We start from the raw sequence: 14323 nt of genomic DNA, 5'->3' as shown, positions 1-14323 counted from the left end.
TCATGACTTATACCGTAGAAAAAATCGGCGGTACCTCAATGACAGCATTTGATGCCGTTTTAGATAATATCTTTCTTCGCCCTAAAGACCCATATAATCGTGTTTTTGTTGTTTCAGCTTATGGTGGTATTACCGATTCACTTTTAGAATGTAAAAAAACCAGTAAGCCGGGTGTTTACCAACTTATAGCCAAACGTGATGATAAATGGGAAGAAGCATTAGAATACGTTGAAAAGCACATGCTCTTAACTAACGAACATATCTTCATTGACCCAATGAACCGCATCAGAGCAGACAAATTCATTTGCTCTCGAATCAAGCAAGCAAAAAACTGTATCGCTAATATTTTAGAAACTTGCCAATATGGTCAATTCTCATTACGTCGTTACTTACCCCAAGTTCGTGAGTTTCTCTCATCTATTGGTGAGGCACATAGCGCCTTCAATACCGCGCTGAAGCTAAAAACCATGGGAATTAATGCCAAGTTTGTTGATCTATCCGGTTGGGATAATCAACCTCCTCGTTCATTAGATGACACCATCATCAACGTATTTAAAGATATTGATGTAACCAAAGAACTGCCCATTGTCACAGGTTATGCCTACTGCCAAGAAGGATTGATGGGGACATATGATCGAGGTTACAGTGAAATGACCTTTAGCCGTATAGCCTCACTGACTCAAGCCGATCTAGCCATTATCCATAAAGAATATCACCTAAGCTCAGCTGATCCTCGTGTTGTTGGTACAGACAAAGTATTTCCAATTGGACGAACTAATTATGATGTGGCCGATCAACTGGCTAACTTAGGTATGGAAGCAATCCACCCTAATGCGGCTGCAGGTCTTCGAGAAAGTAACATTGAAATCCAAATTAAAAATACCTTTGAACCTGAACACAAAGGCACATTGATCTCATCGGATTATCAGCCAGAAACAGACAAAGTTGAAATCATTGCAGGTAAAGAGAAAGTATTTGCTTTACATCTTTTTGATCAAACCATGGTTGGTCAAGTTGATAACGTTAGTTATGAGCTCATGGAAATCATCTCCGATGCGCACGTTAACTTAGTCGGTAAAGAAATGAACGCCAACTCGATTACCTATTACCTCGGTGGCAATACTGAGAGCTTAAATAAAGTGTTATACAAGACCGAAAAACGTTATCCAAACGCCTCAATCAAAGGTCGTATGGTGGCATTAATCGCTGTCATTGGTTCACAGATTGACACCAATAAAGCACTCGCAAAAGGGGTATTATCATTAATGAACAGTGACGTAACGCCTGTTGCTTTGCACTCCTCTATGCGCAATGTAAACGTACAGTTTGTTGTCAGCGATAAAGACTATCAAAATGCAATTAAAGCGCTCCACCACGAGTTTTGCGAAAATACAGCCAACACACAAGTAAAAACGAGTCAGGTTGCTTAATTCATTAACTATATACCAATCCAGATAATGATTAGAATATTTGGATTGGTATTAATAATTCCCTACGTCTTAGATAGTTAACATAGAGCAATTAATCTACAACTCAATAAAACCCACTATTATTAATCTTACAAATGTTTATTTAGTTATTTTAAATATAAGCAAAAGTTATAGCAAATATAAACAAAAAAACAAAGTTAACTCTTGACAATAAATATTACAAAAGAAATAAACATCTTAAATGCAAATACATACCTCAACTTTCATACATTACTTAAATGGAAAATAAAATACTATATTAGAGTAATCATTCAGTTAATTCCATCAATAGGCATTTCATTAAAAAAATAAAATACCACTTGCTCAATACTTACTAAATATTAGCCATATTTGACAATGAAAAATTAAATATTAATGTAAAACTTTATATTAAATTTTAATCATTGGTTTTTTTATGCCTTATACTTTTATTGATAATATAGAAAATAATTATTATCAAATTATTTTTAAAAAACACATTCATATGGCTTATGTTTCAGGGAAAAAGTTAATAAGCATATATTCACTAAATGATGAATCTATAAACTCTGACATAGAAAAATTTCATTTTGATTCATTTGGCAAATATGGAGACATCATAATAATTAATGGGGGCACACCTATTGATAAATATATCAAACAAGCGGAGATGTTAATAAAAAGCAACAAGAAATCTATTTTCATAATTAATAAAATAAATTCTTGCAGTAAAGAAAATATTATAAAACTTAGAGATTTTGTACAAAAATTAAAATCAGATGACAATATAAAATTCATCCTCCCTTTTACAGATGACACAGTAAGAAGAGGAATGATAAATATTTTACTATCTGACGAGTTTTTTAATATATGTATACCTCACCCAGACTATAGTAACGAAATACAATCTAATAAAAACCAACCTGAAAATGATGATTCATTAATAAAAAGCATACTTAGATCTGAAGAAGATATAGAAAAGCTGAAAACCTATCACTCTTCACTATATTTAGCAATTTCTTATATTAATAAAAATTATTCTGACGATATTACATTAGAAGATGTAGCAAAAGCTTCTTATGTTAGTCCTTCTCATCTATCGTATTTATTCCGGAAAAAATTAAATACGAAATTTAAAAAAGTTCTTTTCATTTTAAGATTAAATAAAGCTAAAGAGATAATAATGAATAACCCTAGAATGACATTAACAAACATTGCTATTCAAGTTGGTTTTTATGACTTAAGTCATTTTGGAAAAGTATATCGCAAATATGAAGGAGTCAATGTTAGTGAGATAAGAAACAATATTATTTACAATTTATTATAATTTAAATCATTAACTTACGTTTAATAAGAGGAAAAATTATGGCCAATATCGTTAATGAAAAAACAACAGATTCAGTTACTCAAATAAATACAGAAAGTATCGGAGGAATTCCCTCAATGGCTATGAATAATTTTATAATGGCAATAAATACAGCCATTAGTAATGGGAATCAAAATGCAGCAATATCTCAACAGCAGGGGCAAATGTTAATGCAAGCTTCTACAACACAAGGGATCAATGCTATCAATGCCATATCTTCAGCATCAATATCTAAAGCCACAGAAGCTATTCTAGATAAATAATAGGACTATATTATGAATAAACCAGCAAGCCCGATTGAAAGTGCTAAGAATAATGCAACACAATCCATTGCTCATTCATCTGCTATGGCTCTTTCTGATGCAACAGACAACTTAAGAAACTTATCTTCAATTGGAACTACCGCCATTGGTGTTGCACTAAGCCAATTTATAGAAACAGGTGATTCAAAATACCTAGATGGTATAGATAAAGCAGGAGAAGTTGTAACACAAGCAATAAATAACTTTTCAGAAATTGGGACTAAAGTAAAAGAAAATATTGAGTAACATTAATAACATTGGCTATTCATATATTTATGATAAAATCACTGAATAGCCAATTTATAATAATTTATATTTAATGAGAAGATAATGGAAAAAAAATCTGATTCAAACGAAAATATTTACTCACTACAGAAAACAACTCTATCCGAAAGTACATTTAGTGAAACAATGGGCCTAGCAATGCATAATGCCATCGCTAACCAACAACAATCCCAAATAACAACCTCATTCACCGTCGCAAAAACTTGTGCACTTATTTTATCTACCGCTACAAAAACGCCTTAATATCAATTCTTATTATATAACTCATAATCTAAAACACTTTAAACCAACTCTATAAAATAATAACATATACTTATAAATTAAAACAAATACTTCCATTTATTTTATTCATAGTTTAAACAACCTTATTCACTAAGTAATTATCAAAACACAATAATCAACTCTCATTATTCTCTGAAATTCATATCTAATGATATAATTAAATCTTCTACACTATGTATAATTAAATCATTAGATAAAGACAATATACTTACATTATCTTTATCTAATAAACAATATTCTCTATTAATTATTTACGTATAGAAAGCAGATACCGCTTTCACTAGCGGTATCTGCGTTGGCATAAAGCGTTAATTCACTATTTACAACTCAAACTCAACATCAGATGCTGGCCCACGCCCCCCTCCCCCTCTTGGCTCTCGACACGCACAAAACACGACTTCATCATATTGTGCAAGATCCCCTCCTGGCTTCATTTTTTCGAGAACTGTACTAAAGTCCTGCCAGCCTGCTTCTTGTCTGACAGTCAAAACATCAGCTGGTGGCGCACCAGATGAAGACTTCCGGTTATGCCATACCGCTGCTTCATATTCACCCATGGACGTTTTCTCGAAATACTTGATACGATATTTTCTCACTCTTTCCGGAGACCTTACTTCATCTAACCCTGTTGCGTCAGCTGTAGAGATGTTTCTACCATGGTCATCAATACCTTGACCTCTAATAACCGTGGAATAGGGTTTATAATGTCCATTAAGAAGCTTATCCCACCCTAGTGTACTCCCTTCTGGTGGCACCTCTGAAAGCGTATCTCCATGCTTTCCTAAAAAGACTATTTTTTTCCCTTGTGGAACCATAACACCACCAGACATACCAGGATCAAAATCCCCATGAGCAGAAATTACCAATCTTTTAGCAGGCGATGCACCATTTCCTTTTATCAAAATAAAATGAACACCAACATCTTCCTTCACTGGCTTTAAATGAGGAAACTCAACTTCCAATTGCGTTAAATTTATCTGCGCAAGTCTTTCAGATTGTTGAAAAACAATGGACGGAGCGCCTGAAGATTCTCGGTACTCCCTCATGCTTTTTTGTTTTCGTGCCAGCTTGTCTAACAAACTTGGAAGCTTCTGACGCTCACTCGCTACTATATCATCGGTCAGTCCACTCAGATAAGATTCATAGTCTCCTTTAAAACGGACGTCATCAGCATCATTGACATACTTGGCTAACTTAGGTTTCTCTGGCCCCATATGGCCATTCGCAGTACCTAGCACAAAAGAGGTACTTGGCTCATTCGTTACAAAAGCTTGTCTAACACTACCCTTTAACGATTTTGCATATAGATTATAATCAGATTGACTATACCAATGAGAACTCGAAAGCACTCTCGCACTCTGAATATATCGAAAGCCTGAGAACTGTTCACTCGAAGAGAATGGCGCACCGGAAACATGGCTAACTTCTACCATTTTGGCTAATACGCCCCGCTTCTCATTTAATGCCTGCTGATACCTCGAAGTCCAGTTATGACGGGTCTCGAGTATCGGCTCGTTAATGCCATATTTTGTCGAAAACTTGTGTGCGGTGGGGTCAAATACCACTTCCACGCCATTATAATTGGCCAAGACAACCCAATGGTTGGTAAACATATCTGCATCCATACCAGACGCCCCTTCCCAAAACGCGATATTACCAAAACGCACTTCGGTATAGCCATCTTGCATTTTGAGAAAGCTGTGGAGCTCTTTGGCTGATTGCTCACATTTTTCTAGTGGGTTAGCCTGATACTTTTGAACTATGTCCTCGACTAGCCCGCGACTATGCTCAATAACCTCCAACTCTTGAGCGTTATGAGAACGCTCTGTCAGCCTCTCTGCGATGTCATTCTTTCTTAAAGACAATTCCCCCTCACCGCTCGCCACATCGAAGACCTCTGAATTTCTCGGCGAGAACACCCGAGCAGAAGCGCGCTTAAAGTTTTGCCTAGTTAACCAACGTCGTAACTGTCCTGCTGGTGTCAACACCTCTAGCGAAGGCGATTCGATCGTTGAGGCCGGTCTCCAACTCACCTCACGGTTAGAATACGCCACAACTGGTCGCCCGGTGGTATCCGCTAACGCCTGAGCAGCACCACTGCTTTTGGCATAACACGCCAAAAGATGAATAGGCCCCGAGCCCTCCCTTAAGTCCACACCGCCGTATTCTTTGATGTACTCAACAAATTCCTCTGGCGTGTGCTTAATCCACTTAGGGCTGACAGCCTCCATTCCCTTGTGGTAGAACAAGCCTTGTTCATCTGCCATGACAGAAATGGCTTGCTGGCCAGCCTTACCTTTAAATTGGTCAGTATATTGGCTCAGTAACGCGGGACCCTCTCCGGTATCACCCCACTCTTTAGACAAGGGCGTGCGACCAATCACTTTTCCGTCAGGTGAGGAGATATCCATATACTCCGCCCGTCTTCCGCCCACTGTGACTTCAAACCCTTGCCCTAACTCACCAATGCGAGTCTGCGTCGCTATATGAGTCTGCGTCGCTATATATTGACGCTGAACCTCATCCATCGAAGTAAACACATAGCCCTTATTCTCTGTTGTCAGGTAATCATTAAATGCTGCCACAGTGTCGCTATCCATTCGATGCTTGGAGTGATTTACTGATGCATGTTTTCCTAACGGCTTCCAAGTCCCAAGCTTAACTTGCAACTGGCTACTGTTCACTTGATAGAAAAAAGTCCCTTCAGTGGAAACATGAACATAAATGACGTGCCTAAAGTGCCTTTCCTCTCCGACAAACTCATTGATATGAATAAAGCCCGATTGGGTTAACTCACTCATGTTTAAGGCCTGCTTAGCTGTCTTACTATTAAAGCCAAACGCTTGCTTATAATGCGCCGAATTCATTATCTCTTTCGCTGCGTCAGGTTTCGCTACGTCTCTATGCAGCCACCTCACCGCTTGAGGCGAGAGCGTGCCTGCCTGCTGAGCATCGTTGAAGGCCGCGGTGTAACAGATACTGCTGTACATTGCGTCTTTTCGACTCGCTCTATTTATGTTCTCATCCAGTTCTTGAACATCACTCACCTTGCCCTGACGGTACTTAAAGCGCCACGTGGCTTGTTGTAACCAACTGCCTTGTATCCATTGAGCGCCCACTTCGTTGCTCTTCACCCAGAAGCCCCCCGATTCCACTTTGCCTTCCAGTGTTTTGCCAAAATAAGAAAAACGTTTGGCCGAAAGACGAGGTGCTACTTCGGTGAGCGTGTCAAAAAACGCTTCCGGCTGTCCGCCAGCATCAAGATACAAAACAAAGTCTTGGTCACTACCCGGTAAGACTTGTGACGAGCCCTTCCAGACCTCTTCTCCTAGCAAAGGACGTCGAAGAGGGGGATTTCCCCCATTCATCGGTCGACCTTCGCCTTCCAGCGCTCTTATGGAAGGCCCCGCATTGTCAGTTGAACCGCCGCCGGCTATTTGGTGAGGTGAGACATCTTGTACGTCTACCCTGCGATGGCTCACATCATCTAAACGCTGAGCTAACCTTACCCGGCCGCCGGCATTTTGTAGCGTCCAGGCAAATAGAGAGACTTTATTGCCCGCTTGCCATGTCTCCCCGTTATTCCAGGACACACTGAACTTTCCTTGCCGCGTTTTACGACCCAACATAGCTTTGCCCATCAACTGGAAAGGGCGCTCTGTGGTTGTAAAAGCGCTGGTATCAGAAGTGACATCATCAACTAAGGCGCCACCGTCCACATCGTCAAAGACCATGCCAGTATCCACATCATCTATTGCACCTCCAACATCAGTATCGTCTAAATTGTTGTGTCTAATTTTAGCGACTCGCTCCGGAAAGACTTCGTCCACAGGGAAGACACGTCGATACAGGGCCGAAGCCTGTCCTTTCAACGATTGCAGCGCTTGGCTGCCCGCAGAGCTAATACTGCTGGTATCGATACTTGAAGACGCCCGCAAACGATGAATGACTTTTTGGGCTTTTGGACTCAATCGCATCCCTCCAATGACCAACGAATACACTAAGTTAATATTGGCCTCTTGATTAAACGCGTCTCCAAACTCCTCTGTCGCAAGCGCCTGTTTCCATTTAGAAAAACCATACTCAAAAATAAGGTCTAGCGCCAAGTTCGCCAATGGATTAATGGGTAAAGCAATATCAGCCACCGCATAAATTTGTTGCACCCTCGTTAACCACTGCAGCCCTACCGCTTCATATTCATTTAAATAGAACGAATCCATCGCGTTACTTAGGTAGTCTTTCAGTGCCTCGACATCCGAAAACTGCGACTTATCAATCAACCGATAGATCAGATTAACTCCTTGACTTGCCTCATCATTAAACTGCGTATTGAGATAGGTTTGATAAACACTCTCTATATTGCGGTTCTCCAGAACAAGTCGGCGAAGTGGTTGCGGCACCTCGAAATCCAACGTATGACCTGCCCATCGATCTGTTTCCAAATGGGTTTCATCCACTCCGCGTACATAATCGAGATAGTTCACCTCAAAGCTCTTATCTGGGTATCTGCGCTTAAACTCAGCCAGTTCTTCTTTATTATGTTTGATGTAATCAGGCACCACTTTTCTGGCTGTCACGGTAAAAGTATCATTCGCGTTGATGTGATAACGCGCAAACAGTCCTTCAATAAATTGCACCGGCGTTTGCAATGTTTCTAGTGCCTGCTCACCTTTCGCAAGTAGGTCTCGGGTCCGTGTTTCTAGTGCTTCCAGTTCATCTGCCGCTTTGAGAATGTCCTGATACGCCTGACCAGAGACGATGGCCTCCCATTGCAATGCGCTCAAACTGTCTGGTTTGCGCACTCGCTCAACAAGGTGGTTGGGTAACCGTCCCGATAAAAGCGCATGAAAACAGACCAAACTCTGCGTTCCGTCGATGGGGAGCCCCTGACGGAATAGTTCTTCACCATATTCTTCTTTTAGTACTTTTGTTTCATGCTTATGGGCATCAAAAAGATGCATTTTCATTTGATCCAGCGCCTCATCATACGTCTCATCGAGCGAACGTATCTGGGCGGTATCTAATGAGGGTGGCCAATACGCATTTGCATTGTCAATCGCCCCAGATAAGAACAAAGCAGTCGGCATCAAAACAAATTCTTGCGACTGACCATTTCTTGGTAAGGACACACTCACATAACCTGGCAAGGCCACGTTTAAGCGCTGATTAAAGCCAGAAAGCGCCTTGTCGTACTCACTCAATCTCCCTGAATTGCGCTCAAGATTGAAGCGATAATCAGCTAAAGATGCGTCAAGCCTGCGTATGACATCATCGGATATAGGCTCCTCATCGGGGTTGTTAAGTAACCCTTTGTAGTGCAGAACTTGCAACGGGTGCCCTGCACGCAAATAAGCGTGTAATGGTTGAAATTGAACCTGTCCATCTGGCGTCTTTAACACAATCGAACGCTCAAGCCATTTTGCAATGCTTGGTTGTGAAAAACCGGTCTGTAAAGAGAAATAAGTCGCCAACGTACGATGGCTCATCCCGCTTCGAGGCAGTTCAAACGTTCGATTTAATGAAAGCCCACCGGATAGTCGAAACACCACCTCTTGTAACGATGGTTCAATCGCTTTCACGTCATCTTCGTTGACGTCGCGATCATGTCTCCAGCGTTCAAGAGAGACTCTTAAGTTTTCCATCACTTGCTCATACTCTGACTCACTCAGCAGATGAGGGGCATGCTCCATAACCTTGGCATGAAACCTCAATGATGAACACACTACATTCATTCCCAATTTCACACGACGCGGTGCAGCAGAGCTCTGCAGCTTGTTGTTGTAGGCAGCCAGCTTTGTGAGCACTCGATTGACGTCTTCTCTGTCTCTCAGTACTTCTGATGGCCATAGCGCTTTTAAATCGGCAAGCTGCTCATCAAAAACTAGGGAGCGAGTAGGTAAATCATCGAGGTAGAAGTGCGTTTCTAAATCCGAATAGTATTGATAACCAACTTCAAAGTGATCACCACCGATACCCGAATAATGATAGTCAACAAATAGTACTAATTTTCTCCTTTTGTATGCAGCAACCACTTGTTCGACAGGATTTCCATGAATCCCTAACGCTACGCGCTCCAGCTGTCCCTTCCATTCTCTTGTCGCACGATTATACATAGAGAAAGCTTCTTCAGGTGAGCGGGCCACGCTCGCGTTGAACTCCGAGATCTCCTCACTTATCTGTGTTCTTTGTTCGCGGCTTAAGTTCAGAGCATTCAGCTTCTCTTCCGAGTTCACCAAATACGGTACAAGCTGCGCAAAGACGTCGCTTTTGGCCTTATCAATAAAAGCACGATAATATTGGTGGACTTCGTCTCTTATCCTCGGGTTCATCATTAAACGTTGACACTCTTGTTCTCCCTCAGCATCCAACGTGACACGTGCCATTTCATCATCCAGATTTATGTCGAGTTTGTGCAACTCAGTCCGTATTGGCGTGAGGTTAGAATTGGGGAGTTCTTCAATTGAACGCAACTGTTCACGAATGTTTGGATGTGATCCCGCTAGATTCACGAAAACCTGTTTAAGCTTAACCGCTGTTCTTACTGTATTTCGCATATCATCCGGCACCCCAGCTCCTTCATAAACGGAGAGATCCCATTGAGGTGCGCCTGCATTGACTTGGGAAAGCAGAGACAACATTCGATACAGCCTTAACTGATACTCCCGAAAATCTCTCGGATTAGCTCCACGTTCGATGTGTCGCATTTCGCTCTTAATCAACGTTTTTAATGACTCTGGATACCCATCAAGATTGAGGTCTTTAAGAGCTTTCTGACGGTTGTATTCCCAAATATCATCAGCCACGACGAGCTTAAAGGTGCCATTTTGTGGCACCACTTGTACGAATTTAGAACCGTCCGGCAAGCCAATTTTATAAATACGCTCCCCAGTGCTAGGCTTGTCATACTCCTGATATGCCCATTCCAGACCAAAAAGAACGATTCGCGGCCTAGCGTGAGTAACGTTGTGAAGACGGTTTCCATCATGGGCCATAAACCCTCCCCCCACACGAGTTGGCCTAATTATCTGGCCTTCCACTCGTCTAGGTGTAGGTCTCACTTTCCGCCAATCCCAATGATTCTGACCACGAGGTAAATCTGCTCCTTTTCCTGCCCACTTTTCAGTCAACAACCACTTAAAAGCGTCCATTCTATGTTGGTCACTCTCTGTCGAGTTGAAGGGTTCGCATATAGAATCATCGACATCCGTCACCTGTCTGCGCTGCGCTGACGTCAAACCTTTTAACTGATACGCATCGTTTATTTCTTGCTTCTCCGTTTGCTCTCTCACGCTGCCATTATAAAGGTAATCCTCTAACCCCTGACGAGGCATAGGGATATTTCTTTGTTGAATGTACGGGAGTAAACGCTGGGGACGATAAAGTTCAGCAGCGCGAGGGGTATCATCGTCGTCCAGTGAGCGCCTAACCCGACGAGACGTCGATGTTTCATCTTCCATTTCCAATGACCAAGGTTCATCTAATGAGTTCGAGGAAACCTCTTGTGCATCAATATACTCTACAGGGGTTCCTTTCTCTCCATTTTGCTCAACAGCATCGACGGCCCACTCAATGTCGGGCATCACTTCATCATCCAGCAGCCTATCAAGTAGATCCGCTTGTTGATACTCCACCGGTGTCGATAGAGTCAACACCTGTCGCTGAACATGATCGGATAATACCTCAAAACCTGAATTACTTAAGGCGGTCACAGAGCGCAACGCCAGTGCACCCAGGCCGTCCATTCTCAACTGCTGACTTTGCTTCCCATTAACCACCTGCTCATATATGCCATCCAGAGTCTGTTCTTTACCACTTACATGCTTGTTATACACATAGCCAGCTCCAGCCAGAACTCCTCCTAGCGCTGTTTTCATCACCGTTGGCATAGGCGAAGTGACCATATTAAAACCTAACTGCTTCATACGTTTCTTAACCATCATATCAATAGCTTTATAAGGCTTATCACTTCCAGGCATGATTAATGATTTGGTTTTATACACTTTGTAGGGAATTCTTAACGAGGCAAGAGGCAGGCGATAAAGTGGACTAAAAATATTAAACATAAACGTCGTTGGAATGCTTAGGGCTAATTCAAACACATGCTCTGTCATCCCACGAGTAAAGCGTCGCAGCCCCCATGCCACCATAAACTCAACCAAATCTTTTTCATATTCAGCATAGCGTTCCGGCGTCATCACTGGCAGTAAAGTGCCCGCTTGTGCTCTTGCAAGCTCAGCCGATAAACGTGTTGCCATTAATGCACCTTTAGGGTCACCCGATGAATGTGTTTCTTCATTAAGACCATATCGATTGATTAATACCAATACTTCACCTGGAGACGGTAATGCTTGACTCACTTCGATTTTTTCCGCCAATATCATTGCCCAATGTTTTGCAATACGAGCTCCTCTTGAGGTGTCATCTAAATCACGTCCAGTCTCTTGTGCTGAACGTTCAGCCAACCGCACTTTCATTAGTAATGATTTTAATATCGCTCTTTCTGTAAAATCCTTAACCTGAGAAAAATGACAAGGCGAAGAGGTCGTAAGATCAACAGCTTGATTCAATAGTTCAATAACTTCAAACTGGGTTTTAGCCATTCTCTCAAGTAGTGGTTTATCTCCCTCCATCAATAAATCATGGCAACGATTATTAATTTCCTCTTGTTCTGCTAAACTCAAATCTAAAGCCGACATTAGTTCATTACTAAGATCTGTCGCTTTCTTATAAAAAGAGAGCTTAAACGCAGCAAGTATGTCGATAGGGCTATCAGATCGTTCATTAGTTTCAAGAGCTTTAACTGCTGCTTTCACCTGTTCAACATGTTTGACAAGAATTTCATTGAGCGTACTTTGCTTCGTCCACATTTTCATTTCAGGTGATTCAAGGTGTCGCTTATGAAGAAGAATATCCATCAGAGGAGATGGAGAAGAAGTCGATTTAAACTCATGATCAAAGTTCTCAGGTAAAGGGGCCTTTATCTGAGCAAGCATCTTAGAACTGGATAACAAGGGTTGAGCAGCTTGTTGTAAATCAGCCATAGATTGTTGTAATTGCCACAAAACACTACGAACAATTGAATCGCTAATCAGTTGACTGGTCTTTTTATCTTTGCACTTTTCATCTAGTACTCGATAACTAACGTGTCCTTTTCCTTTAGCTTTATTGGCAACCAACAAAACCTTATCGTTGGTGTCTTTAACGCTTTTCTCTAACTTAGTTAGTTGTTGCCTTAAGGCCTTTACGGGCTCAGAAACAAAAACTGCCTTTGTTGCTTTAACAACTCCTGACTTGATCTCTTGAACGTTTTTTTCTATTGCTGCTATCGACATCATTGAGTAAGTCTGATTTTTTTCTTTGGGTAAGTACTGTTTAAGATTTTTAAGCTCTTCACTTAGTCTGTTTGCTGTCTTTAACTTATCTGTTTTTATTATTGCTAATGCATTACTAAGTAAACCTTCGGTCACTGCTAGATAGGTACACGCTTCCCCTTTAAAAGGTAATGAAGAAGACGGTTGAAGATGAATATTTTTAATTAAAGAAAGAGAAGCTCCATTTAATTTCTTATCCAGCTTAGTGATTTCATTTTGAATGTCATCACAAGCCTTATTCTGAAAGCTGAGTCTCTGTTCAAGAGCGGAAGCCACTCTTTCATCACGAATTTGCAGCCAAAGACGACGACGTTCATCTTTTGGTGATTGATCCGTAATAGCATTAATTTCAGTCCTGAGCTCCTCCTCAGAAAGCTGAGCAGAGTAGGCTTCCTTAGCCTGTTCATACATACCTTCAGAATCCACTTCCGCTTTTTCATCCAGTTTTTCATCTGTAATAAAAGTATTCACTTTCTCATGTAACTGTGAGCACATTTCAGGTGAAGGAGATACTGGTGCGATCCTATGATAATCATGCGCCATCTCCCTAATTAACTCTCTCTCAATGTGGATATCATATTGCTCAGAGTTACTGTTAATCACAAGCTCACTTAAACTTTGAGCAACTAAGCTCATCGCTTTTAAAGCCCCTTCTAAACGGCGTACCAATGACTGAGCGACTTTTCGACTCCCATAATGTTCTTCTGGTTGAGCATGACGAGTAACACCTAAAGCTCGCTCTAATGGTCTTGCTTCACCAACTATTTTTTTGGGTACATGGGCCTCAATCCACTTTTCTACCCTTTCTTGAGTAGATTCTTGATCCTGTACTTGAGAGATACATTCAATTTGACTTCTCAACTTGCCAGCAATGATTTGAACATCACGAAGTTGATCCGAATTTATATTGATACCATGTAGCTCAATGTCACTTTCTAATCGCTGAACATGTTGTTCAAGTTCATCTCGTAAAGAAAAATCAAACTGAGGCAAGAAACGATTATAACCACGAGTACGAAACTCTTTGGCTTGAGATAAATTCGCATGTTGAAGATATTCAAAAGCGAAATCCATAACAGATTCATGATGATCTAATGATAATTGTGCAATTGCATATTGAATCGATGTCAAACCTGGACTAGCAAAAACTAACGGAGTAGATGTTATAGATGGGTGGTTTAACACGTTATAAGGAAATGAGCCTTTCGTTTTTTTTTCCATAGGAAGATACCTTAAAAATATATTAATAAGACATCTATGATAATTATT

6 protein-coding genes are annotated in these 14323 nt (G+C 40.9%); 5 read left to right on the top strand and 1 reads right to left on the bottom strand.

The window, feature by feature from the left end; genetic code table 11:
- Nucleotides 1–2 precede the first annotated feature (2 nt).
- The 5 genes from AVFI_RS14985 (at nucleotide 3) to AVFI_RS14965 (ending at nucleotide 3644) form a co-directional block, all read left to right on the top strand.
- Nucleotides 3–1430, top strand: coding sequence for an aspartate kinase (locus tag AVFI_RS14985; protein ID WP_155661865.1), 1428 nt, complete (start codon nucleotides 3–5; stop codon nucleotides 1428–1430).
- Between the two features lie 454 nt (nucleotides 1431–1884).
- Entirely contained in the window at nucleotides 1885–2775 is an 891-nt protein-coding gene (locus AVFI_RS14980) for a helix-turn-helix transcriptional regulator (protein WP_155653683.1), read from the top strand.
- A gap of 38 nt (nucleotides 2776–2813) precedes the next feature.
- On the top strand, nucleotides 2814–3077 hold the full coding sequence (locus tag AVFI_RS14975; RefSeq protein WP_005423826.1) for a RebB family R body protein: 264 nt from the start codon (nucleotides 2814–2816) through the stop codon (nucleotides 3075–3077).
- 12 nt (nucleotides 3078–3089) lie between these two features.
- Entirely contained in the window at nucleotides 3090–3362 is a 273-nt protein-coding gene (locus AVFI_RS14970; protein WP_005423827.1) for a hypothetical protein, read from the top strand.
- A gap of 84 nt (nucleotides 3363–3446) precedes the next feature.
- A complete protein-coding gene (locus tag AVFI_RS14965; protein WP_054775144.1) occupies nucleotides 3447–3644 on the top strand; it encodes a RebB family R body protein in 198 nt (65 codons plus the stop codon).
- Nucleotides 3645–4003: 359 nt separating this feature from the next.
- Here the strand turns inward: AVFI_RS14965 and AVFI_RS14960 are convergent, their stop codons facing one another.
- Nucleotides 4004–14275: a putative adhesin gene (locus AVFI_RS14960; protein ID WP_199414877.1), complete on the bottom strand. Its 10272-nt coding sequence runs from the start codon at nucleotides 14273–14275 to the stop codon at nucleotides 4004–4006.
- Nucleotides 14276–14323: the final 48 nt, after the last annotated feature.

Source organism: Aliivibrio fischeri ATCC 7744 = JCM 18803 = DSM 507 (genome assembly GCF_023983475.1).
Classification (GTDB): Bacteria; Pseudomonadota; Gammaproteobacteria; order Enterobacterales; family Vibrionaceae; genus Aliivibrio; species Aliivibrio fischeri.
This window is presented reverse-complemented; position numbering and strand designations above follow the sequence as displayed.